We start from the raw sequence: 24605 nt of genomic DNA, 5'->3' as shown, positions 1-24605 counted from the left end.
TGGGTTAATGCTGTACAAAATTTTTGTTTGTTTTTTTTGGGGGGAGATTTAGTTGAATAAGTTTTTTTGTGTTTTTTGGAGAGGGGGGTTTTCACCTTTCCTTTGTTTTTTTGGGGGTTTAGAGAATTTTCCCCCCCCCCCCCCCCGTAACTAAATTGCTTGCGAGTAGGTTATTTGTAGTAAGTGTGGGAGAAAAAGTTGCTACAAACATAGCAGAACTCATAAGTTTTGTGATTTTAGGCTTGTATTTTGTGCTTTGTGAAGTCTTTTTGAGAGAAGTTTTTTGGGTGCTATTATTTGTGAATAGAGACATTTGGTATCCTTAAATTTATGCAAAAGATATAAAGCGCGAATTATTATGTTTTCTAGCTTAAAAATTTATAAATTTTCACAAAAAATGCAAATAATTTTCACAATCTCTTAAAATCCAACACATAATGAGAAAACGCAAAAATTCCCCAAAACTACCAATTTTTTGCATTTTGTGTGCATTTTTGCGCTATTGCTTGTGATTTTATTTTTGCACTATTGCTTTAGTCTATTTTAATTGCCTTTGTGATAGCGCGTTATTGCGCATTTTGGACAACCTCATTTGATGATAGTGCGTTTGGCATATTTGGCGAGACTAGCTTCCCGCCAAATGCCTTATACAGCACGATTATGGCATTTACTTGGGCAAACTTCGCTTCATCAAGGCTTTGATATGCGTTTAGAAATGTGTTTTCTTGGCTAAGGTAAGTGTCCTCATTTTGCATTCCTAGCGTGTAGCTATTGTGCGCGGTGTCGATTAGTTCTTTTGAGATAGCAAAACTTTGCATTTGTGCTTTTAGGGAATCTTTTGCGGTATTTACTTGGGTTAGTGCGTTTTCGACTTCGCCTAGTGCGGTACGGAGAGTGTTTTCTAGCGTGTAGTAGGCTTGTTTTGTGGATTCTTTTTGGATTTTGTAGTCTTTGGTAAGCGTTGCGCGGTTTAGTAGCGGGGCAGTAAGCGAGCTTGTAATCTGCCAAATAAGACTACCCGCACCCCTTGTAGAATACAAAATCTGTCCCAAACTCCCACCAAGTGAGATAGTAGGGAAAAGCGCGGCTTTTTTGGAATCTCTTAGCATAATTTGCGCATTTAGCGTGGCAATGCTTGATTTTACATCCTCTCTATTTAGCAAAATCTCTTGGGGGAGTTCTGATACGATAGGGATTTTTGCTTCGCTAAATTCCACCACCTCCTCACTTTGCACAATCTCATCTAAAATCGCAGAATCTAGGCTATTTAGTAGCACCAAAATAGCGTTTCTTGTCTGCTCCTCTTGTAGCTTTAGGGCGTTTAGATTGGATTTGGCAGTAGAGAGTGAGCTTACAATCGGGCTAAGGGTAGAAATATCTAGCAAGCCTAGCTCGTATTTTTCTCTTGAAAGAGATAGGATTCTCTCATTATTTTGCAGGATTTGCTCGGCTCGAAGTCGCGCATTGTGTGTTTTTATAAGCGTGTAGTAGTTGGTGGCTATTTCGCCTATTAGGCTTACTTTTGCAGCTTCTAGGTTTGAGATTGTGGCGAGGTATTGATATTTTTGGGATTTGCGCAGGGAGTTTAGCTTGCCAAACAAATCAATCTCCCACGATAGAGATAGATTGGCATTTAGGGTGTTTTGATTGTAGTTTATTTGGTATCTGCTGTAATTTCCGCTTGAAAAATTATGCCCCATATTAAATGATAGCTTGGGCAGTATATTTGCATTTGCAAGCCCTAGAGATTCTCTTGCTTGGGCGATTTGAGAAGTAAGCGTTAGGATATTTGTGTTGTTTTGTAGTGCGGTTTGGAGCAAGGATTTTAGTCTATTATCATTGATGAGGAAAAGCAGGCTTTCGACATAGTCTAAGCCATTATCGCCTTTTTGTGTGCTTGTGTCTTGTTTGGCGTCTTTTTTTGTGTGTGCTTTGGTGTGTGGGAGTGCTACTTCGCCCTTTAAGGTGTTGCGTAGATTTTCTCCAAGTGATATTTCTTTGCCTACGCGCTCGCTATCATAAGGCTTTGCACAAGCCCCAAACTCCAATGCGACAAATCCTAGCACAGCTAGTGCTAAAAGCATCTCGCCTAGCGCACTACAAAATCGCAAGAATCTTAAAAACCTCATTTTACACATTCCTTAAATCCATTTTGGAAATTGCATTTTGATTTACTTCGCACGCTATTATTTGGCACGCTATTATTTGGCACACCAAAAGCCAAAAGCAAAGTCAAAATACCCAAAAGCAAAAGCAAAAGAATGCCAAAAAGCCAAAAAGATTCTTGCCGCCAAAATCTAGCTAGATTCCTAGCATAAACTTTTTACGCAAATTCTTTTAACAAAAGCTTTTGGGTATCCATTATGCCTATCCCCTTATTTAGCGTGTCATTAGCGATGTCTTGGGCTTCTTTGAGTGAGTGCATTTGATATGTGCCACACTGAAATTTATTTGCCTCTGGAATTTTATCGGTTCGCAAAATATCTCTCATACTCGCCTCCCACGCTTCTTTGACGCTCTCATCACTAGGCGTGCCAATCACACTCATATAAAATCCCGTGCGACAACCCATAGGCGAAATATCGATGATTTCGACATTTGGCGTGTTTAAATGCTCACGCATAAACCCTGCAAAAAGGTGCTCTAGCGTATGAATCCCACGCTCGCTCAAAATCTCTTCATTTGGCTTACAAAAGCGCAAGTCAAACACGCAAACTTTGTCGCCCTTTGGCGTTTCCATAGTCTTAGCAAGCCGCACAGCAGGGGCTGGCATAATGGTGTGGTCTACTTTAAAACTATCTAATAACGGCATAGATTCTCCTTTAGAGTTAAGTGTGAAATAAAGAAAGAATCTTAGTAAAATTTGCATTATAGTTTGCTAAAGTGAAAGCAATGTGAAAAAAATATTGCAAAATTCTTGCTACAATACAGAACTTTGTTTGGCAAAAATCAACAAAGAATTGACAAAGCAAAGACAACTCTAAAGCAAAAGATTCAAAGCCAAAGACAACTTTAAGGAGAGATTTTGCAACCCGATGACATAGTAAAATCCTTTAGGAAAATCCAAAGCTATCTCTATGAGCTAACAGGAATCCACCTAGAGAACAACTCTAAGCAAACGATGATGAAAAATCGCCTAGATTCCCTCACTCGCAATCCTATCTTTAGCCACGCCCAAAGCGTGCAAGATATTTTAGACATTGCTAGCCAAAACAGCCAAGCTAGACAGCTTTTTATCAATGCTTTTACCACAAACAAAACCGACTTTTTCCGCGAAAAAGTGCATTTCCAAGATATGCTTGATAGAGCGATGCCACAGCTATTTAATAGCCATTTTCGTATCAAAATCTATTGTGCTGCTTCCTCCACAGGCGAAGAGCCATACTCTATCGCAGCCACCGCACTTTATGCCAAAGAAATCTACCGCTCATCAAGCGATATAGAAATCATCGCCACAGATATTGATACCAAAGTCTTGCAGCTTGCAAAAGATGGGGTTTTCACTTTCAATCCAAAGCTACACTTGCCAAATTGGGTAAATATGGAAAAATACTTTGACACTATATGTGAAAATCCAAACGGCACGCTACAAATCCAAGCAAAACCAGAACTAAAATCTATGCTAAAATTTCAAAACCTAAATCTTTTTGATGAGAAATATCCCTTTGGCAAAAACGACTTTGATATGATTTTTTGTCGCAATATTTTGATTTATTTCAAAATCGCTGACCAAGAAAAAATACTTCACAAGCTTTTTGCGCATCTAAAGATGGGTGGGACATTTTATCTAGGACACGCCGAAGATTTGCTAGGGCTAAAGGACAAAGTCGAGCGACTAGGCAACAAAACCTACATAAAGATAAAAGAATAACGACTTCAACAAAAGAGAGTGATATGATAGAGAGTCCAAAGATAAAAAACTTGCAAGAAAAGCTCCACCCCGATGCGTTTTTGAAGTCCCAGCCCTCACCCATAGGACGAGAAAAGCTCGTAGTCATAGGCTCTTCCACAGGCGGACCCCAAGCCCTAGAAGTAGTGCTTAGCGCACTCCCAGCAGGCGCAAACTTGCCACCTATCCTCATCGTCCAGCATACACAAGAGGGGTTTTCAAAGTCCCTCGCACTTCGCCTAGATACCAAATCCAAAATCACAGTAAGCGAGCTAGACAAAAAAGAGATTCTAAAGCACGATTGCGCCTATATCGCCAAAGCAGGTATGCAGCTAAAAATCGGCTGTGAAGCAGGCAAATACTATGCTAGCCCTTGTGAAGGTCCTAGAATCTCTCGTCATCTGCCAAGCGTGGATATACTTTTCCGCGCAGCTAATAACGCCGCAGGGAGAAGCGCACTAGGGATAATCCTCACAGGTATGGGCGATGATGGCTCTATCGGCATAAAAGAGCTACACAAAAACGGCGCATACACAATCGCCCAAGATGAAGCCACTTGCACGGTGTTTGGTATGCCAAAGCAAGCAATCGAAGCAGGCGCAGTCGATGAGGTAGTCGCACTACAAAATATCGCAGGCAAAATCATAGCCTATGCTGAAGATAGACTACCACACAAAAAGAAAATAGAAATAGATGATGAGAGCAATGAATACCACATTTAGTGCGTTTTGATTTTGTGGTTTTTGTGGCTTTAGATGATTTTGCTTTTTTACATTTTGTGTTGTGTTTCAAAATATTTTGAAAGTTATTTTGTGATGATTTTTTGGTTTGGTGGTTGTTTGAAATAATTAGTCAAGGTTAAGTTTGTCGTATTGAGATTTCGCAAGAAAGCGAAATATCTCTATTTGATTCTACTTGAGATGCTTAGCTTGCGCTTAAGATAACAAATACTAGATTTTGCCTGCTTATTTTCCGTTGTCATATTGAGCGAAAGCGAAATATCTCAAAGAATTATATGAGATTGCAAAAAGCATAGAAAAAGGCATAGATTTGCAAAATCTATTTGGAATCTTTTTTGAGATACTTCGGTTTGTGCCAAACCTTAAGTATGACAAGCAAAGTTTGCTTGTCATACTTCAAGCTACTCCCTTAAGTATGACAAATGTTTTTATAATATGACAAAAACAACTTGGCTTGTGGAAAATCTTTTTGAGCTTCCCCAAACTATAAAATTCTAGTGGAGGGCTTTTGAGACTTCAAAACCCCCCTCCCTTAGAGTAAGTGTGTTTGACTTTTTAAAAGCCCCCTCCCTCTGCGGAGGGGGTTTGGGGTGGGTTGATTCCCGTCATTGCGAGCAAATGCTAACGCATTTGCTCGCAATGACGGAGTGATTGTTTCACTAAAGAAACTGAAAGGCTTTCAAAAATGCGCTTCGCTTGTTTTGAGATGTGGCGACAAAGTCGCAACGAGTGCGTATTGCGTAAGCAACCCACCTGCACTTGCAAACCTTTTTTTTGATTTTTTTATGGGTTGCCACGAATCGCTACGCGATTCTCACAATGACAGAAAGAACCCGCCATAGCAAACCACCGCAATACAAAAATGCACAAAAAAAGCCAAAATCCAAACTCAAATAAGTTTAGATTTTGGCTTAGCACTTTTTAGCCTAACAATTTTAGAATCTACGATTTTTTAGCCCGCAATTCTTATAAGGCTTTAGGATTTCCATTTAGCGATTTTTGTTTGGCTATTTTTCGCTTAAGTAGCTTTAGGCTTTTTGGATTGCCAAATTACCTTAGATTCACCACCCCTATTGATTCGCCCGCAACAATTTGCTTGGATTTATTTGCCTTGATAGACTTGTCTTGGGCGAGTGATTCTAGCGTGTGGATTTTTGATATGCTCAATTAGCTGTGCACACCAGCCCGGCATTCTCCCTAGCACAAATATCGGTGTAAATAGCGTTGTGGGGATTTTTAGCGCGGTTAGAATGATTCCACTATAAAAATCCACATTTGGATACAATCCACGCTCCTTGAAATAGTCATCACTTAGCGCGACTTCTTCAAGCCGCTCGGCTATATCACTAAGTTTTGCATTCATTTTTATGCCCTTTTTGTCAAGCTCATTTTTTAGGCTTTTTATCGCTTTTGCGCGTGGGTCATAGCTTTTATAGACACGATGCCCAAAGCCCATTAGCCTAAATGGGTCGTTTTTATCCTTTGCTTTTGCGACAAATTTTTCGACATTTTTGACATCGCCGATTTGGGCTAGCTGGGTTAGCACTGCTTCGTTTGCCCCGCCGTGTGCTGGTCCCCATAGTGCGTTTATCCCTGAAGCGATAGCTGCATAAGGATGCACCCCTGTGGAAGCGACATTGCGCACGGTGGTAGTAGAAGCGTTTTGCCCGTGGTCAGCGTGCAAGATAAGGATTTTATCTAAGGCTTCTACCTCAAGCGGTGTAGTTTCTAGCTCACCTTTTGTAGTGTGCTTAAACCTGCCGTGTGGATACGCCCTAAGCATATACAAGAAATTCTCCACATAGCTTTTGCTGACATCTGGGTCGATAAAAGGCGCACCCACAGAATTGCGATAGCAAAACGCTATCATCGTTGGGATTTTGGCAATTATGCGATTTGCCATTGTTTGGTAGTCGTCCTCATCGTCCATTTCTTTGTGGTCGTGATATAGCGTAGCTAGCACAGAGACAAGCGCGCAAAGTGTCGCCATAGGGTGTGCTGCATCTGGAAATACGCTAAAGATTCCCTTTAGTCGCTCGTGCAAAAAGCTCCTATGCCTTAGCTCCAAGTCAAACTCTGCTGATTGTGCTTTGTCTTTGGGTAGCTCGCCACTGATGAGCAGCTTGCAAATGTCGGTGAATTTGTATTTTTCTACCAAGTCTTGTATGGCTTGCCCACGATAAAGTAGCTCGCCGTCCTTACCATTTACATAGCTGATAGTAGAGGTGCAACCCGCTGTGCTACCATAGCCCGGGTCATAGGAAAATATCCCCGTAGTCTCAAAAAGTTTGGAGAAATTTATCGCTTTTGGTCCGCGAGTGCACTCTATGAGGTCAAAATCATAGCTTTGCTTGGTTTCGTTGTTTGTGAGAGTGATTGTTCCCATTTTGTATCCTTTTTCAAGTAGATTTACAGAATCTAGCTTCATTCTGCATAAGCTAGAATAACACGATTTTGCTATTTAAGTAAATTTTTGTTTAACTTTTTGTGAAGTTTTCTACCCAAATGTGCAAAATCGTAACCAAATACCTAAAAATCGCTTGCACTAAAATTTTACTACAAACATTGATTTTACTTCCGCATAGATTTATGCAGATTCCATTTTCTACAAAAATGCGGTTTGATTTTGCGCAATTTTTTAAACTTTTTTGCAAAATTTTGGTGTGATTTTTGCGAAAAAATTTTTGCAAGATTTATCACAAATTTTTTGCAGATTTTCACAGATTTTCAAGCACCAAGCGAAACAAAGAATATTCATCTTGCAGTGATTTTCGCAAAGCCCTCCACTCTTTGCAGTGCTTTTCTACTAGATTCCAAAACCTATGCGAGTGGTTTTTGTGCACGATATGAGCTAGCTCGTGAATTATCACATACTCTATCTGTGGCTTGCTAGCACAGATAAGCAAAAGTGAGAAACTTAGGCGATTTTGCGTGCAGCTCCCAAAGCGCGTAAATGTCTCTCTCACGGCGACTTTACTATATTCTAGCTGCATTTGCCTAGCAAGTGCTTGTGTGCGCTCTTTTATATGACACAGCAAGATAAAGCTAAGCATTTGTTTTGTGGTTTTTAGCTTGGGAGGCTTTGTAGCGGGACTTGGAGTGAGATTTAGAGTGGGATTTGAAGCGAAATCGCTTTTGTGCATTTGGGCTAAAAATTCTTGTGCTATTAAGGCTAGGCTTTGCTCCTCTATCCACTCCCCAAAAAGTAAGATTTTGCCTCCGTGTGAGTGAAGTATCTCATCTGTCTTTGCTATCTGTGCTTCATATCTCGCGCAAGTTTTTGCTATCCATTCTTTGTGCTTTTGGCAAAAGTCCATTATGACTTCTGGCTTTGCTTTTGGTGGGTGGCTTACCTCTATTTTTATCACGCTTTTTTGCCATTTTTTCTTACTTGGCAGACCGATACAAATCCGCAAATTTTGTGATTTGGGCTTTTTTTTGAGGTGGATTTTGTATCCATCAAAGATTAAAAACTCCTCACTCTCACTAGGGTCAAACTCCCCATTAGAATCGACACTAAAGAGATTGCGCTCGTTGTAATTAAGTAGATTTAGTTTTTTGTTAAACAGCATAAAACCTCTTTGTGCTATTGTGCGTTATTGCGTTTGTTTGCAAAATCTTAAGGCTTCTATTTATAAGACTTTTGGTAAAATTATCAACTCCAAATCCCAACACTAGACAAACAAAAGCACTGCAAAAACACCTTTTGCAAATCTAGCCACCAAAACCTAACAAAAAGGACAAAAATGAAAATCCTACTTCTAGAAGACATAAAAGGACTTGGCAAAAAAGGAGAAATCCACGAAGTCAAAGACGGCTATGGGCAAAACTTCCTAATCGCAAAAGGCAAAGCAAAGCCCGCCACAAACGAAGTGATAAACAAATACAAAGCCGAGCAAAAAAACCTAGCCGAAGCAAAAGCCCTAGAATCTGCCGAGCGAAAGCAGCTAGCAAACGCCCTAGAAGAAGTCAAACTCACCATAGCCAAAAAAGCAAATAATGGCGCACTCTTTGGCTCTATCACAAAAGATGAAATCGCCCAAACCCTAGCAAAACAGCACCGCATAGAAATAGACAAAAAACACATAGAAATCAAAAATCCCATAAAGCAAGTCGGGGATTTTGTCGTGGAAGTCAAGCTAGGAGAGGGCGTAAATGCAAAGCTAAAACTCCAAATCATAGAGCAATAGTGCAAGCCTAATAACACAATCAAGCGATATAGTGGCGCAAAAGGCACAAACTAAAAATCTAAAAACAAAAAGGAATGAAATGTTTCACGCGACAACAATACTAGGCTATCTTGGCGAGTATAATGGCAAAAAGCACGCAATCATCGGTGGCGATGGGCAAGTGAGCTTTGGCAACTGCGTGCTAAAGGGCAATGCCACCAAAATCCGCACGCTTTATAATGGGCAGATTTTGAGCGGGTTTGCAGGAAGCACAGCTGATGCGTTTAGCCTATTTGAGAGCTTTGAGAGAATCTTGGAGGGCAAAAAGGGGGATTTGGTGCGCTCTGTGGTGGAGTTTGCAAAGCTATGGCGAAGCGATAAATACCTGCGCAAACTTGAAGCAATGATGATAGTGCTAAATACACAAAAAATCTATATCCTAAGCGGTAGTGGCGATGTGCTAGAGCCCCAAGACAACAAAATCGCAGCTATCGGTAGCGGTGGCAACTACGCGCTAAGCGCAGCTAGAGCACTTGATAGACACGCTAGCATAGAGCCAAAGCTCCTAGTGCAAGAATCCCTAAAAATCGCTAGTGAGCTATGTATCTACACAAATGATAATATTAAGATTTTGGAGCTAGAAAATGACAAATGAATCAACTCAAACAAACAACGAACATATCAAGCAAATGACACCTAAGCAAATAGTAGATTTTCTAGATGAATACATAATCGGGCAAAGTGAAGCAAAAAAGGCAATAGCTATCGCACTAAGAAATCGCTACCGCCGAATGAAACTCCCAAAAGAAATCCAAGAAGAAATCACACCCAAAAATATCCTAATGATAGGCTCAACAGGTGTAGGCAAAACAGAAATTGCACGGCGAATGGCAAAGGTAATGCACTTGCCATTTGTCAAAGTAGAAGCGAGCAAATACACTGAAGTGGGCTTTGTGGGGCGAGATGTAGAATCTATGGTGCGGGATTTGGTAAATGCTAGTGTCGCACTCGTCCAAAAAGAATACCAAAGTAAAAATGAGCAAAAAATCGCTGATTATATCGTGGATAAAATCACGCGCTCACTCCTCCCGCCACTCCCTAGTAGCGTGAGTGAAGACAAAAAGCGCGAGTATGAAATAAGTTTCGCCAAAATGCGCCAAAAAGTCATCAAAGGCGAAAATGACCATCTAAAAATCGACATAGAAATCACAAAAAGAGGCGAGCTAAACGACTTAGAAAATGGTATGCCCCCAGACATAATCAAAGTCCAAGAATCCATAATCAAAGTGCTAAACCGAAATGAGAGTATCAAAAAAACACTTACCATAAAAGAAGCAAAAGAAGCCTTAAAAGCCGAAGCAGAAGAAAACTCACTTGATATGGAAGCAATCAAACAAGAGGGGCTAAAAAGGGCAGAATCTAGTGGCGTGATATTTATCGATGAAATCGACAAAATCGCCACCTCTAGCAAAGACTCAAAAACCGACCCAAGCAAAGAGGGCGTGCAACGCGACTTGCTACCTATCATTGAGGGGAGCAATGTCGGCACAAAATTTGGCAACATAAAAACAGATTATATTTTGTTTGTCGCAGCAGGGGCGTTTCATCTAAGTAAGCCAAGCGATTTGATTCCAGAGCTTCAGGGGAGGTTTCCCATACGCGTGGAGCTAGACGCCCTAAACGAAGAAGCAATGCTAAAAATCCTAACCCAGCCCAAAAACTCCCTAATCACTCAATACCAACACCTACTAAGCGTAGAGGGAGTGGAGCTAGAGTTTGACAAACAAGCCTTGCAAGCCCTAGCGCACTTTGCTTACCTAGCAAACCAAAAAACAGAGGACATAGGAGCTAGACGACTACACACCGTGCTAGAGCGCGTGCTAGAGGACATAAGCTTTAGCGCAGATGAGTATGCCAAAGAAAATCCAAAAGTAAAAATAAGCAAAACCCTAATCGAGCAAAAACTATCAAACCTCGTAGAAAATGCCGATATGTCGCGCTATATTTTGTAGGCAGCAGGCGTTGCTAGGCATTGTGAGCAAATTTTGGATTCTTTCAAATGAGTTATCACAAATCTAAGATTTTGCAAATTTAAGATTTTGGCAAGTGGTTTTTGCAGGGGTAGATAAAGGCAGATAAAATTAAGGTAGCAAGGACAAAAAGATAGAGACAAAATATAGCAAAGGCAAACGATTCTAAAGCTGGCAAAAATCAAAAAGCAAAGTCAAAATCACAAAACTTAAGGAAGCAAATGCACTCATATTTCCCTACAAATCTTAGCGAGGAAGCACTAAAATCCCGCGTAGCAAAAGAGTTTTTTGCGGAGTTTTCTTACGAACCATTTGGCAGAGTGGATTTTTGTATTTCCTATCAGCACCACACACTTTTTGAGAGGATTAACTTCCTTTGGGCAGAAGCAAAAAGTGGCAAGGGCAATGACATATACGCAAGTTTTGTCCAGCTTATTTTAACGATAGGAAAGGCAAAGCTACAAGAAGAGCTACTACCTCCCTCTTTTTTGGGGGCTTTTGATTGTGAAAAAATCGCCTTTTTACCATACTATGAGATTATGAGCGTTTTTTCACAGAGCGATTTTAATTGGAATATCACTCCTAGCAATCGTGGCACAAAAGAATTTCATCAGCTCTACACACAAGTAAAATCTATCATAGAATCCAAAAAACTAGAATTTGATTTTGCTAGCCAAAAGGGCGAGTTGCAAGAATTTATCCGTGCAAATTTCACGCTAAACTATGCCCATCTAAACAAAATCCAAATCACAAAAGATAACTTCGTAAATATCTATCTAAAATGGCTAAATCGCGTGCGAGATAGCATAAGCATAGATTTTGACTTAGTAAAGCCTGCCATTATCGATGCGGATTTTTATCTAGCAGATTTGCTAAGCTACAACAACACACCTACTGAAATCATAGAAAATCTAAGGATTTTGCTAGAGGAGGACACATACAAAGTCCGCTTAGAAAAAATCAAAATAAGCTCAAAAATATTTAAAAATGCCTACACAGATTTTGGGTTTCGCGATAGGCAAGAATCTCATAATGCGTTTTGGAGTATCTATGAGCGACCACCAAAAGAAGAATTTCAAAAATATATTTTAGAGAGAAGAGATTTGCTCGTCCCAGAAGATATTAGAGAGAGAAAGGGTAGCTTTTTTACCCCTACTCAATGGGTAGCAAAAGCACAAGAATATCTATTTGATACGCTAAAAGAAAGACCTTATTATATTTGGGATTGTGCAGCAGGGACGGGAAATCTCCTAGCAGGGCTAAATCTAGCAAATAATCCGCTTGCAAAAATCACTGATAAATACAAAATCTACGCAAGCACTATTGATGAATCTGATGTGGATATAATGAGGGAATTTGCAAACATAAAGCAAGAAGTTGTAAAACTTGATTTGTTGCCTAAGCATATTTTTCAATTTGATTTTTTAAATGATGAGTTTTTTGACATTAAATGCAAAGAACACTCAAAAGATGAGTTTGCAAATGAGCAATGCCCAAACTGCCACCCTTCCAAGCTCCCCCAAAGCCTACAAAGAGCAATAAAAAATGAACCACATAAAGTAGTGATTTTTATCAATCCTCCTTATGCAGAAGCTAGCTCCTATGGTGTCAAAGGCAAATCCCAAGTAGCAAATACCACAGAAATATTTAATCGATATAGCAACGAAGTAGGTGCAGAATCCCTAAGTGAATTATTTGCGCAGTTTTTTATTAGAATCTACAAAGAAATCCCAGATTCTATCCTTGCATCATTTTCAACTCCAAAAATGATAAAAAGTGAAAAATTTGTAAAATTTAGAGCGACATTTAGAGCAAAGTTTTTAAAAGGCTTTATGTGCCCAGCAGATTCGTTTGATAATGTCAAAGGGCAGTTTCCAATAAGTTTTATGATATGGGACACAAGCAAAAAAAATGCAATAACTTCTGTAAAAATAAGCGTTTTTGATAGGCTAAATGTTTCTTTGGGCAAAAAAAGATTTGCTGTGCAAAAAAATACAAAAAAGACTTTTCCAAATTGGCGTGCCTCTTTTTATGATTTGCAAAGCAAGCAAAAAGCCCAAATCATCATCGTGGGGCCCTCAATGCAAAGCAATGATAATACTTTCATCACAAATAAAGCCAAGCAAAGCTACATAGACAAAAAAATGGTAGCAAATATCACAGCAAAAAATCTTATTCATTTTTGCGTTTATTTTGCTATTAGGCACTGCATAGAATCGACTTGGATAAATGATAGCGATAGGTTTTTGCACCCAAACAAATTGTGGGAAAATGACATAGAATTTCAAAACAATTGCCTTGCTTTCACTTTGTTTTATAAAAAAAATAGAATCAGTGTGCGAGATGGGAAAAATCACTTTATCCCCTTTAGCGAAGAACAAGTGGGCGCAAAAGAAGTGTTTGATTCACATTTTGTGTATGATTTTATCAATGGCAAGCTATCACCGCAATGTGCCCAAAAATACGAGCAGTCCCAAATAAATGGCGAAGGCTTCACCACTTGCAATATCCCAGATTCCCCTCTTTTCTTCTCCAAAGAAGCAAAAGCCGTATTTGAGTGCGGACTAAAGCTATGGCGATACTACCACGAAGTAGCAAGTGATAAATCCTCCCCACAAAGCCTTGCAAACCCTTACTCCCCATACAACGCAAATGCAAGCCTTTATGACATAAAGGAATTTTTCAAAGGGCGACAAGAAAAAGAATCCAAAGATAAAGAATCCAAAAAAGGCAAGATAAACCCTCAAAGCAAAGATGAGCACTTCAACTCACTTATGGCTTCGCTAAACCAAACCCTGCAAAATCTGGCAAAGAAAATAGAGACAAAAACATATTTTTACGGATTTTTGGAAGAATAGATTTTGATAAAATACAAGAAAACCTAAAATCTTTAAGGAAGCAAATGCACTCATATTTCCCTACAAATCTTAGTGAAGAAGCACTAAAATCCCGCGTAGCAAAAGAGTTTTTTGCGGAGTTTTCCTATGAGCCATTTGGCAAAGTGGATTTTTGCATAAGCTATCGCAATGCCACGCTTTTTGAGTCGCTACAATTCCTTTGGGCAGAGGCAAAAGCAGGGGATAAAAGCGATATTTATGAGTCGTTTGTCCAGCTAATTTTGACGATTGGCAAAGCAGATTTGTATGAAAATCTTTTACCCCCTGCGTTTTTGGGCGCGTTTGATTGCGCCAAAATCGCATTTGTAGAATACCACGAAATTATGAGCGTTTTTTCCAAGAGTGATTTTAATTGGAATGTCGCCCCAAGTGATTACACCACCAAAGAATTTAGAGAGCTATACGCCAAAATCAAGCATTTGCTAGAATCAAAAAGCCTTGTTTTTGACTACTCAAAAGACAAAACCGAGCTAAAAAACTTCATCACACAAAACTTCACCCTTAGCAACAAAAATCTATCCAAAATCCCAATCACCAAAAACAACTTCATACGAATCTATATCAAATGGCTAACTTGTGTAAAGCCCAGCATAAGCATTGATTGGGAAGCAGAAAAGCCAGAGATTTTGGATTCTGATTTTTATCTAGCAGATTTGCTAAGCTATCAAAACACCACCAAAGAGATTTTTGAAAATCTTAGAATCCTGCTAGATAAAGACCATTATAGAATCGCTTTGGAGAAGCTACGAAGTGGCAGGCTAAACATTAGCGAAGTGTTTTTCAAAGACGCTCAAAAAGCGCATAGCAAGTTTTGGAATCTCTATGAGCGACCGCCCAAAGAGGAGTTTTGGGGCTATATCATAGAGCGCAGGGATTTGCTAGTCCCCCAAGACATACGCGAGCGCAAAGGAGCGTTTTTCACGCCAAGCATTTGGGTAGAAAAAGCCCAAGACTACCTAGCAGACGCGCTAGGGGAGGATTGGCAAGAGGAGTATTATATTTGGGATTGTGCAGCAGGGACAGGAAATCTCCTAGCAAACCTTAGCAACAAATATCATATATTTGCTAGCACGCTAGATAAAAGCGATGTAGAGATAATCAAAGAGAGGATAAAAAACGGCGCAAATCTATGTGAGGAGCATATTTTTGCCTTTGATTTTCTAAATGATGAGCTATTTGACAAAGTCGATGAAAAAGGCAATATTTTAGCACAATCAAAGCTGCCAAAATCCCTCCAAGAGATTTTGCGCGATGAGTCCAAAAGACAAAGGTTAGTGATTTTTATCAATCCTCCGTATGCGGAAGCAGGTAGCAGAAAGCAAGCGACAAAAACAGGCACGACCAAAGAAAGAGTAGCAAGAGATAACAAAATCAGTGAAATCTACAAAAAAGAATTAGGCAAGGCAAATAACGAACTTTTCGCACAATTTTTTATAAGAATCTACAAAGAGATTCCAAACTGCATTTTGGCAAGTTTTTCAACGCTAAAATATGTAAATTCTACAAATTTTATAAAATTTAGAGAGAATTTCCAAGCAAAATTTTTAAAAGGCTTTATGTGCCCAGCAGATTCATTTGACAATGTCAAAGGGCAGTTTCCTATCGGCTTTTTGATATGGGATTTGGCACAAAAGACACCTATCAAACAAGTAAAACTAGACACATTTGAATCTAGCAACAAAATAATATGCAAAAAAAGATTTTACGCAAGCAAAAAGGCAAGCATAAATAAATGGCTAGCAAAATTTTTTAGCGACAAAGACGAGCAAATCGGGGTTTTGATGGCAGATGCCCCAGATTTTCAAAACAATAATCACATAGCTTTCATCAATGAAATTGGCATAGCGCACTTGCTCTATAAAAAAATAATTCCGCAAAATTTGATTCCCTTTTGTGTGTATTTCGCCGTGCGCCTTTCTATAAAGTCCTCGTGGATAAACAATAGAGACCAATTCATATCCCCAAGTAATGAGTGGCAACAAGATAGCGAGTTTCAAAATGATTGCTTAGCGTTTTCACTATTTCATACGCAAAATAAAATCACAAGCAAAGATAGCATAAACCACTTTATCCCATTTAGTGAAAAAGAAGTAAATGCAAAATCTAGCTTTACCTCGCACTTTATGAATGACTTTATCAATGGTAAAATAAAGCCCGAGAGTGAAATAAAACAAAAAGAATGCTTCAAAGACTTGTGTGTAGAAAAGCAGAGTTTTATCCCCACAAAGCCACTATATTTTAGCCCACAAGCACAAGAAGTGCTACGCGCAGGGCGTGAGCTATGGCGATACTACCACGAAGTAGCAAGTGATAAATCCTCCCCCCAAAGCCTTGCAAACCCATACTCCCCCTACAATGCAAACGCAAGCCTTTATGATATAAAGGAGTTTTTCAAAGGGAGAAATGAAAAAAACACTATAAACCTAAAAAGCAAAGATGAGCACTTCAACTCGCTTATCGCCCAACTAAACCAAGTCCTGCAAAATCTAGCAAAAAAGCTAGAGAGCAAAATCTATGAATATGGATTTTTAGAGGAATAGATTTTTGGCTAAATCCAAAACCACCTACAAAAAATAACGAAAGAAACACCAAAACCTACAATGCAAAATCAGCAAACCACAAAATCACAAAATCAGCAAAGTCCCACAGCGCAAAATCACACAACAACAGAGACCAAAAAGCAAAATCAAGTAACAAAAGCTGGGTTTGTCGCACTCATAGGACGACCAAACGCAGGAAAATCAAGCCTGCTAAATTCCCTAAGTGGCGAGAAACTAGCCCTAGTATCACACAAAGCAAATGCCACTAGAAGCACTATGCACTTTATTATCCCCCACACTACAAAGCAAGGACAAAACTGCCAAATCGTATTTATAGACACCCCGGGCATACACAAGCGCGAAAAACTGCTAAATCAGTTTATGCTAAAATCCGCACTAAAGGCAATGGAGGAGTGCGATATTTGCGCTTTTATGTGCGCTTTTGGAGATGACTTGAAGCACTATGAGGAGTTTTTGGATATTTATCCACAAAAGCATATCATCATCGTTAGCAAGATAGACTACGCAAGCAATGAAAAACTAGCCAAATATCTCGCTAGATTTAGCCCCTTTAGCGATAGGTTTTATGCCCTCATTCCTATAAGTGTCAAAAAAAGCATAAACTTAGACAATCTGCTAGAATCTATTTGCGCGCATTTGCCACACTCTCCAGCACTTTATGATGAGGATATGCTTACCACACATACAAGCAGGCAAATCGCAAAAGAAGCGATAAGAGAGGCGATATTTAGCCTATGTAGCGATGAGATTCCTTATGAGAGTGAAGTAGAGATTCTCTCTTTTGTAGAATCGCTCACAAACGCCCAAAACACCCCCAAAAAAGCCATACCCATAACCCACATAAACGCCCGCATACTCGTATCCAAACAAAGCCAAAAGCTAATCGTAGTAGGCAAAAATGGCAACTCCATAAAACGCATAAGCACCTACGCACGCCACAAAATAGAGGAAATCCTAGCCCAAAAAATCTTTTTGCATCTAAGTGTCATCGTCCGCAAAGAGTGGGCAAAAAGCAAAAAAGATTTACAAAGATTAGGCTATAATTTCGACTTATGATTTTTGCGAACCTTACCTAAGCGATTGTGCGAAAACCACGCGTAAATCTAGGCAAAACACTAGGCAAACAAAGGACAAAAATGCCACAAAAAATATCAAACAAAATATCAAAAAATACACCTTATCATTTATCTTGCAATTTATCTATTTTTTCTACTTTTTCTCGTGCTTTTTTTGCTAGCTTTATCTACACTTTTTTTGTCTTTTTTGACTCTGCATTGTTTGCTAGATTTTGTGCGTCTTTGATTAGATTATTTAGATTTTGTCTAGCTGTTTTTGGTTTTGGAAGTGTGGCGAGTTTGTGGCGCAAGATTTTGTGCTTTTTGGTAGTGGTTTTGGCATTTGGGAATTTTGCTTTGGCACTTGATAAAGATGCCACTAGACTTATCCAGACCTACCGCACACAAGGCATAGAAAAAACCGCCACCCTGCTAGAGCAATACTTGCAAAGAAAAGATTTTTGGGCTTCTATGCTTCAAGACAAAGATACGGATTTTGGGTATTTTGAGGGATATGAGTATTTGTTTGTCTCAAACAAATCCGCACCAAACCTCTCACTATACAAAATCACAAATGGAAATCTAAGGCTTATAAGGCAACTATCCGCGCTTGTCGGCAAGGGCAAAGGCGACAAGCGCGTGCAAGGCGACCTAACCACTCCTATCGGTGCGTATGACTTCACAGGCAAGCTCACAGGGCTACCACCATACTATGGACCGCTAGCCTACGCCACAGACTACCCAAACAACTACGACAAAGCCCTAAAGCGCACAGGTGGAGGGATATGGATACACGGCTTGCCACTTGATGGCAACAGAGAGGAGCTAAACACGCGCGGCTGCATAGCCATAGACAACGCAGTGCTAAGCGATTTTGGCAAAATGGTGGATTATAAAAAAGCTATGCTTATCACTTATGAGGGCGAGCTAGCAAAGCCTAGCAAAGATGACTTAGCCACGCTTCTAGCCGCGCTGTATCAGTGGCGCGAAGCGTGGAAAAAAAACAATCTAAACGCATATCTAGCATTCTATCACAAGGACTTTATGCGTATCGATGGCAGTAAGCTAAATGCCTTTAAGGCACAAAAAAAGCAAGTCTTTGCCAAGCAGGAGCAAAAAGACATAATCCTTAGCAATATCTCTGTCGTCCCCTACCCCAATGACGAAAAGCGCGTAATGTTTCGCGTGAGCTTCCAGCAAGACTACAAAGCCTACAAAAACGGCAAAATCAGCTACTCATCAAACCATTACAAAATCCTATATGTATCTTATGAAAATGGCAAAATGCAAATCCTAACCGAACGATAAAACACGCAAAATCACATAAAGAAAAACGATGAGAAACAAAACGGGGCAAAATCTAAAGCATATTTTGGCACAAAATCTAGGAAAGTTTTTTGCCTCAAATTTTTTTGTGCTAAAGCCTTTTGCTTCAGCTTCTTTTGAATCAAAGTTTTTTGCACCAAAAATATTTGCAAAAACGAAGATTTTGCTAGCGCGTTTTTTGCCAAAAGCATTTTTGCCTGTCAAGTGTTTTTGGCAAACTCTCAAGCAAATTTTTAGACAAACTTTTAGGCAGAATTTCAAGCATAATCTTAAGCGGTGTTTCAAGCGAGAGAATTTAAAACAATCTTTCAAGTGGTGTTTTAAGCAAAATCTACGCATTCCTAGAGGGATTTTTATCGCGCTTATTTTTGGCACTTTTGCCTTTGGTGCGTTTCCTAGCCTAGCAGAAGCCGCGCCCACCACTATCCCAAGCGTAAATCTATCTTTGAGTGCACCAGATACACCCGCACAGCTTGTTACTTCGCTAAATGTCGTAGTCGTCCTAACGCTACTTATCCTAGCCCCATCTCTTGTGCTTGTGATGACTAGCTTTATGCGACTTGCGATTGTGTTTTCATTCCTGCGCACTGCACTTGGCACACAGCAGTCCCCACCTACGCAGATTCTCATCTCTTTGGCACTTGTGCTGACATTTTTCATAATGGAGCCTGTGGGGAAAGAAGCGTGGGAAAAGGGTGTAAAGCCCTATATCGATGAGAAAATCAGCTATGATGTCGCATTTGAGCGAGCTAGTGAGCCATTTAAAAACTTTATGCTAAAAAACACGCGAGAAAAAGACTTGGCACTTTTTTATCGTATCCGCTCCCTGCCAAACCCCCAAACCACCGCAGATGTCCCGCTCACTATCGCCATACCAGCTTTTATGATTAGTGAGCTAAAGACGGCGTTTATGATAGGGTTTTTGCTATATTTGCCATTTTTGGTTATCGATATGGTGGTAAGCTCCATACTTATGGCTATGGGTATGATGATGGTGCCTCCTGTGATGATTTCGCTACCGTTTAAAGTGCTAGTGTTTGTGCTTGTCGATGGGTTTAATCTCCTTATCGGCTCACTTGTGCAGGGCTTTAAGTAGCTTTGATTTGCTTAGAGTTAGATTTGTTTGTTTAGCCTTGTTTAACTTGATTTGTTTTGATTTATTTGTGCTTGATTGATTCTTAGATTTTGCTTGTTTTTTTGTGTTTTTTTGTAGATATATTTTTGGATTCTTGTTTTTATATTTTTTACTTTTGCTTACTTTGCTTTGTTACTTTTTGATTTGATTGCTTTTTTGGTTTGATTACTTTTTGGCTTATTTGTATACTTGACTATTTTATCCTTTTGACTATTTGCGCTTCCCTGCTTGCTTGATATTTGCACTTCCGCGCTTTGCCACCTTGACATAATTTTTCTATATTTTTTTATTATTTTTTGCCATATTTAGATTCTATTTTTGTATTTTTTTTATTTTTGATTCTCTCTTTTTAGACACGCTACCGCGCTTTTTACAGAGCATTTTATAAAAATATTCTAGTCATTTGCCCCCCTCCTCACAAATCCCACCTCACAAATCTCTACGATATTTTTTCATCAAAAATCCACGATGAACAAAAAATTTTTTGGAAAATACTTTTACCTTAAGCAAATCTTAAGAAGGGGGGGGGGTAAAATACGCTCAATTTAATTTTATAGGAGCGCAATATGACACAGGAACAACTTGAAAAAATAATGAAAAGGGCGGGTAAAGGATTTATAGCTTGTAGTGTAGAACCAATTATCAGGTATAAACAACACGGCGATGAAAAAATTCTCTCTAATGAAATCAAAAAGAATTTTAAAAATCCTATCGAAACTTTTTGGGAAAGAATAAAATGGGTTACTGAAATAATAGAGGCAAATAAACATATTGAAGCACTTAAAATCATAGAAAAATCACATAGAGTAAAAAAGAATTTTTGTGATTTGGCAAGAAATTCATTGCAAAACCTCTCTTGTCAAAACAAAGCACAATCTTAAAATCTAAGGAGTAAAAATGCGAAACGCTACAAGCAAAAGTTTGAAGTTAGGTTGTTTATGTGCAATATTTGGATTCTTATTTTGTGGTTGCTCATTTTTTGGGATGGGCGGACAGGGAAATGGATATGTAAAATTCTTTAAGCCAGCCATACCAAAAGAAAAAGTAGAAAGACTACTAGCTAGTGGCAACTATCCAAATGAGATAAAAGTGATAAAAGTGATGAATATAAACGAACTTCTTTCTGTGGCGGGTTCTTTACACAACGAATATGGCTGTATACTCATAGGGGAGGCGGGGTTTGAAGGTGCATTAAGCGAGGAAGATAACCCCGCAGAAGTAGCTAGGAGGAGTGGGGCAAATGTATATATCAATCTCGTAGAATACTCTCGCACAGCAAGCGGGACATACACAACGATGATGCCAACCACCTCACACACTACCACAAACTCAAACGCCTCTGCGTTTGGCTCTGGTGGATGGGCAAGCGGAAGTGGGAGTAGCACTTCTATGACTTACTCAAGCGTGCCTATCACACGGTCTTATAGTGTAGATAGATATGCACAGAGTGCAGTGTTTTATCTCTGCGACTAAACCGCAAAAGGAAGCAAAATGAAATACACAAAAATACTAATACTTCTAATAGCAATATCCGTAAGCACCGCAAAGCAAGAGCCAGCCACACCCTCAAAAGAACAGCTAGCGATGATGGCAAAGCTATGCTTAGAAGCAGGCGACAAAGAGGAGTGCCAAGCACTCATAGAAGCAAATGTCTTGCCTAGAATGCAATTTTGCGCAGTGTCTTGCGATAGCATAGGAGAGGCTAACAACTGCTACAAATCCTGCAACAATGTAGGGATAATCCACCTAGTAGCAGGAGACTACCAAAAATCCATATCTTATGCCAAAAAATCCATAGAGCTAGGGAATCCAATTATTTACACTTGGCTAAATACATTGCACTACAAATCAGGGAATATAGAAGCACTCCAAATGCTAGAAAAAGCCTGCAATGACAAAAAAGACAAAGAAATTCAAGCAGCTACTTGCAATGTATTGGGAGGGGTCTATCTAAAAGGAAAAGGTATATTTGGAGCGGGTAAAGGAGTGTATCAAAACTACAAAAAGGCTTATGAATACTTCAAAAAAAGCTGTGATGAGATAGAAGCGCAAAATAGCCAATTTGGATGCTTTCATCTAGGCTATCTACACGCTCAAGGCAAAGGCACAAGACAAAATAGCTATCTAGCCAAAGAATACTATGGCAAAGCCTGCGATATGGGAAATCAAGGTGCTTGCAATATCTATAAGGATATGCAGTAGACAAGTAAATTTTTTGCTTTTATCTTTTTGTGGTGGAGCTTTGATTTTTATCTAGCTTTTTTATGGGCTAAATTTTTACACTTTCTTTGCTCTCTCTCGTGCTTTTGCTTCGTGGAGAGTGGCTAAATTTTATTTAGAAATCACTTAATAAATGGTGGTAAAAAAGTAAATCACAAAATGCAAAGGCTACCAAAGCACTACAAAAAGCCTCTTTTTCTTTAATTAAATTTTTTTAAGTTTTTGATATATTTTAGATTCTACTGCCTGATAATATCCACATTTGGTGGGATAGCAAAGTCAAACTCCCTATCATCAATTGCCTCATTTATCCGCACTCGCTCAAACACGATTTCCACAGCATTGTCAAACTCATCGCTAAATTCTAGCTTTTGTGGCTTGCCACCTTGCAGTGTAAGCGCGTAGTCTATATCCTCATACACGCTATGATATTTGCCGTCTTTTTGTAGCTTGGCTTGGCGCAGGATTTGCAAAAAGTCGATTTTGCTCTTGGCACTGCCTATGCTTACCTGCTCCAAAAACGGCTCATATATCGTAGTTTTTTTACCATTGATATAAATCTCTTTTGGCGTGGGCTTCTCATATATCCACTTGGCTTTGGCAGGGGCTTTGGCAAGCAATGTGCCACTATATATGAGCGTATTTTCTTGGCTAAGTGTCTTTTGGATAAAGTCCGCTTTGAGAGTGCGTATATCCTCACCAAACCCAAGCGCGACACCAAAGGAGACAAAATGTAGCGCGAAAAATCCCACAAATATTTGCAAAAAGCTCTTTACTTCTCGGCGTTTATCGTTTTTGAATCCCTGCATACCTAGTCCTTAGATTTTCCCTGATTGCAAAATATCACAAAACATAGCGTGCAAATATCACGCAAACTAGACAAGTCTAATGACAGCCACAGCCACCTCCGCCACAGCAGCCACCTCCGCCGTGATGATGACTATGCCCACTCATAGATTCTGCTGATTCTGCCAAGTCCCCGCAGCCACAGCCTCCACCACAGCAACCTCCCCCTACCCTACCTTGCAAAATCTCATCAGGCGTAGCTTCGCGCACATCGGTGATTTCGACATTAAATAGTAGTGTCTTGCCTGCCAAAGGGTGATTATAGTCAATCATCACAATAGAATCATTAAAATCTTTTACGATGACTTGCACTGTCTGCCCATCCTCTGCTTGCCCAAAAAGCGTCATTCCTTTTTGCAAAGAAATGCCCTCAAACTGCTCTTTTGGCACTTCTTGCAAAAAGTCTTGCTGATAGATTCCATAAGCATCTTCTGGCGGGATAGATAGATTTAGCTTATCGCCTTTTTTGGCACTTGCTACTGCTTTTTCAAGCCCACTTATGACTTGCCCCGCACCGAGCAAAAACTCTAGCGGTTTGGATTCTAGATTGCTATCAATGACTTCATTTGTCTGTGATTCTTTCACTTCATAGAGGATTGATACGACTTGATTTTGTGAGATATTGCTCATTTTGTTTCCTTTTTGGTTTGGTTTTTGAGATTTTTTGCTTTTTTGCCCTGCTCGGAGTCAGGATAAGAGCCGATAAGAAGGTCTAAAAATTTCTCATAATTTTGCGTGTCTTTGGTGTATTTGAAAGACCACGCCGTATGCCACAACACCACAGGCATATAGCTTGCTTCGCTGTCTATGGCTACGCTTCGTTTGAAAAATATGATTGCTTCTTTGTATTTTGCTTGCTTATAGGCGATTTCGCCAAGCATATAGTAGCAAAACGCGCTTTTATACTCGCCCTCTGCTAGCCACTTATATCGCTCACTTGCCGCTTCAAAGCCTTTTTGTCTATATAGCTTTTGGGCTTGCTCATAGACTTCTTTTTTTGGTAAATGCTTAAACTCTTTTGGGAATTCGCTAGCAGGAGCATCATCTGCGGATTTTGCCGCGCTTGGCTCACCACTTTTGCTATCAGCCACTTTGGCTTCATCTGCCTTTGGTTGTCCTGCTTTTTGCTGACTTGCTTTTGATTGTGCGGTTGAATCTATGGATTCTAGCTTTTTTAGGATTTCACTATTTGCTTTTGCATTTAGTGCACTCACTTCGTTTAGCTTAGTTGTGAGGGATTTCACTTGTGCTTGTAGCTCGCTGATAGTAGCACTAGCAGAATCTAGATTAGATTCTAGTGTCTTTATCCTCATCTCTTGCCCATTTGCCAAGTCCAAGAGATTTTTTATACGCAAAGACTGCCCCTCAATGACACTTTGCAAGCCCTCTTGGGATTGCTCTAAAGTTTGGATTCTAGTATTGTAATCAATGGCAATATTTTCGAGGTTTTTGTTAGTAGTTTGGAGGTTTTTTAGCTCTTTTTTGGTAGCACCACTTTGTAGCTCAAACGCCGATGGTTCAGCCACAAGGACACAAAAAAAAGCCAAAGCAGGCAAAGCACTAAAAAATACAAAAACGCTAGAAATCTTTACCCTTGTCATTTTCTATGCTTTTATGATTTCTATTGTCTTTGTTAGCTTTGTCTTGCTTAGGCTTTTTAGATTCTTTTGTGAAGCGTGTCTGGCTACCTATTTATCCACTTCTTTGCACTACACTTGCGCCACTGCACCCAATGCC

Annotated in this window: 24 protein-coding genes; 14 read left to right on the top strand and 10 right to left on the bottom strand. The window is 39.6% G+C overall.

What is annotated here, in order from left to right:
- Nucleotides 1-118 precede the first annotated feature (118 nt).
- From CQA40_RS03865 to luxS, 3 genes are all read right to left on the bottom strand, one after another.
- On the bottom strand, nucleotides 119-313 hold the full coding sequence (locus tag CQA40_RS03865; RefSeq protein ID WP_115519625.1) for a hypothetical protein: 195 nt from the start codon (nucleotides 311-313) through the stop codon (nucleotides 119-121).
- Nucleotides 314-566: 253 nt separating this feature from the next.
- Complete coding sequence (locus CQA40_RS03860) at nucleotides 567-2129, bottom strand: TolC family protein (protein WP_181882818.1); 1563 nt, start codon at nucleotides 2127-2129, stop codon at nucleotides 567-569.
- 194 nt (nucleotides 2130-2323) lie between these two features.
- Nucleotides 2324-2812, bottom strand: a complete 489-nt coding sequence (gene luxS, locus CQA40_RS03855; RefSeq protein ID WP_115519623.1) for an S-ribosylhomocysteine lyase — start codon at nucleotides 2810-2812, stop codon at nucleotides 2324-2326.
- 213 nt (nucleotides 2813-3025) lie between these two features.
- Between luxS and CQA40_RS03850 the strand changes: the two genes are divergently transcribed.
- Both CQA40_RS03850 and CQA40_RS03845 read left to right on the top strand, forming a co-directional pair.
- Complete coding sequence (locus tag CQA40_RS03850; RefSeq protein WP_258864447.1) at nucleotides 3026-3871, top strand: protein-glutamate O-methyltransferase CheR; 846 nt, start codon at nucleotides 3026-3028, stop codon at nucleotides 3869-3871.
- Between the two features lie 23 nt (nucleotides 3872-3894).
- Nucleotides 3895-4611 (top strand): CheB methylesterase domain-containing protein, encoded by a 717-nt coding sequence (locus tag CQA40_RS03845; RefSeq protein ID WP_023927376.1) that lies wholly within the window; start codon nucleotides 3895-3897, stop codon nucleotides 4609-4611.
- Nucleotides 4612-4854: 243 nt separating this feature from the next.
- Here the strand turns inward: CQA40_RS03845 and CQA40_RS11055 are convergent, their stop codons facing one another.
- Nucleotides 4855-5022, bottom strand: coding sequence for a hypothetical protein (locus CQA40_RS11055; RefSeq protein WP_181882817.1), 168 nt, complete (start codon nucleotides 5020-5022; stop codon nucleotides 4855-4857).
- A gap of 215 nt (nucleotides 5023-5237) precedes the next feature.
- Between CQA40_RS11055 and CQA40_RS03840 the strand changes: the two genes are divergently transcribed.
- On the top strand, nucleotides 5238-5471 hold the full coding sequence (locus CQA40_RS03840; protein WP_115519622.1) for a hypothetical protein: 234 nt from the start codon (nucleotides 5238-5240) through the stop codon (nucleotides 5469-5471).
- Between the two features lie 260 nt (nucleotides 5472-5731).
- On the opposite strand, the gene CQA40_RS03835 is transcribed toward CQA40_RS03840, so the two are convergent.
- Together CQA40_RS03835 and CQA40_RS03825 are read right to left on the bottom strand one after the other, a co-directional pair.
- Nucleotides 5732-7015, bottom strand: coding sequence for a citrate synthase (locus tag CQA40_RS03835; protein ID WP_023927375.1), 1284 nt, complete (start codon nucleotides 7013-7015; stop codon nucleotides 5732-5734).
- A 331-nt stretch (nucleotides 7016-7346) separates the two neighbouring features.
- Nucleotides 7347-8201, bottom strand: coding sequence for a M48 family metallopeptidase (locus tag CQA40_RS03825; RefSeq protein WP_115519620.1), 855 nt, complete (start codon nucleotides 8199-8201; stop codon nucleotides 7347-7349).
- A gap of 174 nt (nucleotides 8202-8375) precedes the next feature.
- Here CQA40_RS03825 and rplI point away from each other — a divergent pair, with 174 nt between their 5' ends.
- From rplI to era, 6 genes are all read left to right on the top strand, one after another.
- The gene (gene rplI / locus CQA40_RS03820; protein ID WP_115519619.1) at nucleotides 8376-8819 is read left to right on the top strand and encodes a 50S ribosomal protein L9; all 444 of its coding nucleotides are present in this window, start codon (nucleotides 8376-8378) and stop codon (nucleotides 8817-8819) included.
- A 79-nt stretch (nucleotides 8820-8898) separates the two neighbouring features.
- Nucleotides 8899-9453 carry an ATP-dependent protease subunit HslV gene (gene hslV / locus CQA40_RS03815; protein ID WP_115519618.1) on the top strand — a complete coding sequence of 185 codons (555 nt, stop codon included), beginning with the start codon at nucleotides 8899-8901 and terminating at the stop codon, nucleotides 9451-9453.
- A gap of 34 nt (nucleotides 9454-9487) precedes the next feature.
- Nucleotides 9488-10810 (top strand): HslU--HslV peptidase ATPase subunit, encoded by a 1323-nt coding sequence (gene hslU / locus CQA40_RS03810; RefSeq protein WP_115519630.1) that lies wholly within the window; start codon nucleotides 9488-9490, stop codon nucleotides 10808-10810.
- Nucleotides 10811-11049: 239 nt separating this feature from the next.
- A complete protein-coding gene (locus CQA40_RS03805) occupies nucleotides 11050-13686 on the top strand; it encodes a hypothetical protein (protein ID WP_115519617.1) in 2637 nt (878 codons plus the stop codon).
- A gap of 44 nt (nucleotides 13687-13730) precedes the next feature.
- Entirely contained in the window at nucleotides 13731-16265 is a 2535-nt protein-coding gene (locus CQA40_RS03800) for a hypothetical protein (RefSeq protein ID WP_115519616.1), read from the top strand.
- A gap of 60 nt (nucleotides 16266-16325) precedes the next feature.
- Nucleotides 16326-17342, top strand: coding sequence for a GTPase Era (gene era / locus CQA40_RS03795; protein ID WP_115519615.1), 1017 nt, complete (start codon nucleotides 16326-16328; stop codon nucleotides 17340-17342).
- A 187-nt stretch (nucleotides 17343-17529) separates the two neighbouring features.
- Here era and CQA40_RS10840 read toward each other — a convergent pair whose 3' ends face one another.
- Nucleotides 17530-17721, bottom strand: a complete 192-nt coding sequence (locus CQA40_RS10840) for a hypothetical protein (RefSeq protein WP_147290152.1) — start codon at nucleotides 17719-17721, stop codon at nucleotides 17530-17532.
- On the opposite strand from CQA40_RS10840, the gene CQA40_RS03790 reads away from it, so the two are divergent.
- From CQA40_RS03790 to CQA40_RS11410, 5 genes are all read left to right on the top strand, one after another.
- A complete protein-coding gene (locus tag CQA40_RS03790; protein ID WP_051397640.1) occupies nucleotides 17699-18649 on the top strand; it encodes a murein L,D-transpeptidase family protein in 951 nt (316 codons plus the stop codon). The genes CQA40_RS10840 and CQA40_RS03790 overlap by 23 nt on opposite strands.
- A 382-nt stretch (nucleotides 18650-19031) precedes the next feature.
- Nucleotides 19032-19763 (top strand): flagellar type III secretion system pore protein FliP, encoded by a 732-nt coding sequence (gene fliP, locus CQA40_RS03785; RefSeq protein WP_034560868.1) that lies wholly within the window; start codon nucleotides 19032-19034, stop codon nucleotides 19761-19763.
- 605 nt (nucleotides 19764-20368) lie between these two features.
- Nucleotides 20369-20683 (top strand): hypothetical protein, encoded by a 315-nt coding sequence (locus tag CQA40_RS03780; protein ID WP_115519614.1) that lies wholly within the window; start codon nucleotides 20369-20371, stop codon nucleotides 20681-20683.
- 16 nt (nucleotides 20684-20699) lie between these two features.
- On the top strand, nucleotides 20700-21275 hold the full coding sequence (locus tag CQA40_RS03775) for a hypothetical protein (protein WP_115519613.1): 576 nt from the start codon (nucleotides 20700-20702) through the stop codon (nucleotides 21273-21275).
- An 18-nt stretch (nucleotides 21276-21293) separates the two neighbouring features.
- The gene (locus CQA40_RS11410; protein WP_115519612.1) at nucleotides 21294-22004 is read left to right on the top strand and encodes a tetratricopeptide repeat protein; all 711 of its coding nucleotides are present in this window, start codon (nucleotides 21294-21296) and stop codon (nucleotides 22002-22004) included.
- A 257-nt stretch (nucleotides 22005-22261) separates the two neighbouring features.
- Here the strand turns inward: CQA40_RS11410 and lolA are convergent, their stop codons facing one another.
- The 3 genes from lolA to CQA40_RS03755 form a co-directional block, all read right to left on the bottom strand.
- On the bottom strand, nucleotides 22262-22831 hold the full coding sequence (gene lolA / locus CQA40_RS03765) for a LolA-like outer membrane lipoprotein chaperone (RefSeq protein WP_115519611.1): 570 nt from the start codon (nucleotides 22829-22831) through the stop codon (nucleotides 22262-22264).
- A 76-nt stretch (nucleotides 22832-22907) separates the two neighbouring features.
- Complete coding sequence (locus tag CQA40_RS03760; protein WP_115519610.1) at nucleotides 22908-23498, bottom strand: peptidylprolyl isomerase; 591 nt, start codon at nucleotides 23496-23498, stop codon at nucleotides 22908-22910.
- On the bottom strand, nucleotides 23495-24469 hold the full coding sequence (locus CQA40_RS03755) for a tetratricopeptide repeat protein (protein WP_115519609.1): 975 nt from the start codon (nucleotides 24467-24469) through the stop codon (nucleotides 23495-23497). Before CQA40_RS03755 ends, CQA40_RS03760 begins: the two co-directional genes overlap by 4 nt.
- Nucleotides 24470-24605 lie beyond the last annotated feature (136 nt).

It is taken from the genome of Helicobacter sp. MIT 01-3238 (assembly GCF_003364135.1).
Taxonomy (GTDB): Bacteria; Campylobacterota; Campylobacteria; order Campylobacterales; family Helicobacteraceae; genus Helicobacter_B.
Note: the sequence above shows the minus strand (reverse complement) of the source record. Positions and strands in the feature narration are given on the sequence as shown.

Excerpts from the sequence above, each read along its gene's own strand:
- CQA40_RS03865 (WP_115519625.1), bottom strand. The coding sequence starts at position 313 with ATGTCTCTATTCACAAATAATAGCACCCAAAAAACTTCTCTCAAAAAG.
- CQA40_RS03860 (WP_181882818.1), bottom strand. The coding sequence starts at position 2,129 with ATGAGGTTTTTAAGATTCTTGCGATTTTGTAGTGCGCTAGGCGAGATG.
- luxS (WP_115519623.1), bottom strand. The coding sequence starts at position 2,812 with ATGCCGTTATTAGATAGTTTTAAAGTAGACCACACCATTATGCCAGCC.
- CQA40_RS03845 (WP_023927376.1), top strand. The coding sequence starts at position 3,895 with ATGATAGAGAGTCCAAAGATAAAAAACTTGCAAGAAAAGCTCCACCCC.
- CQA40_RS11055 (WP_181882817.1), bottom strand. The coding sequence starts at position 5,022 with ATGACAAGCAAACTTTGCTTGTCATACTTAAGGTTTGGCACAAACCGA.
- CQA40_RS03835 (WP_023927375.1), bottom strand. The coding sequence starts at position 7,015 with ATGGGAACAATCACTCTCACAAACAACGAAACCAAGCAAAGCTATGAT.
- CQA40_RS03825 (WP_115519620.1), bottom strand. The coding sequence starts at position 8,201 with ATGCTGTTTAACAAAAAACTAAATCTACTTAATTACAACGAGCGCAAT.
- rplI (WP_115519619.1), top strand. The coding sequence starts at position 8,376 with ATGAAAATCCTACTTCTAGAAGACATAAAAGGACTTGGCAAAAAAGGA.
- hslV (WP_115519618.1), top strand. The coding sequence starts at position 8,899 with ATGTTTCACGCGACAACAATACTAGGCTATCTTGGCGAGTATAATGGC.
- hslU (WP_115519630.1), top strand. The coding sequence starts at position 9,488 with ATGACACCTAAGCAAATAGTAGATTTTCTAGATGAATACATAATCGGG.
- CQA40_RS03805 (WP_115519617.1), top strand. The coding sequence starts at position 11,050 with ATGCACTCATATTTCCCTACAAATCTTAGCGAGGAAGCACTAAAATCC.
- CQA40_RS03800 (WP_115519616.1), top strand. The coding sequence starts at position 13,731 with ATGCACTCATATTTCCCTACAAATCTTAGTGAAGAAGCACTAAAATCC.
- era (WP_115519615.1), top strand. The coding sequence starts at position 16,326 with ATGCAAAATCAGCAAACCACAAAATCACAAAATCAGCAAAGTCCCACA.
- CQA40_RS03780 (WP_115519614.1), top strand. The coding sequence starts at position 20,369 with ATGACACAGGAACAACTTGAAAAAATAATGAAAAGGGCGGGTAAAGGA.
- CQA40_RS03775 (WP_115519613.1), top strand. The coding sequence starts at position 20,700 with ATGCGAAACGCTACAAGCAAAAGTTTGAAGTTAGGTTGTTTATGTGCA.
- CQA40_RS11410 (WP_115519612.1), top strand. The coding sequence starts at position 21,294 with ATGAAATACACAAAAATACTAATACTTCTAATAGCAATATCCGTAAGC.
- lolA (WP_115519611.1), bottom strand. The coding sequence starts at position 22,831 with ATGCAGGGATTCAAAAACGATAAACGCCGAGAAGTAAAGAGCTTTTTG.
- CQA40_RS03760 (WP_115519610.1), bottom strand. The coding sequence starts at position 23,498 with ATGAGCAATATCTCACAAAATCAAGTCGTATCAATCCTCTATGAAGTG.
- CQA40_RS03755 (WP_115519609.1), bottom strand. The coding sequence starts at position 24,469 with ATGACAAGGGTAAAGATTTCTAGCGTTTTTGTATTTTTTAGTGCTTTG.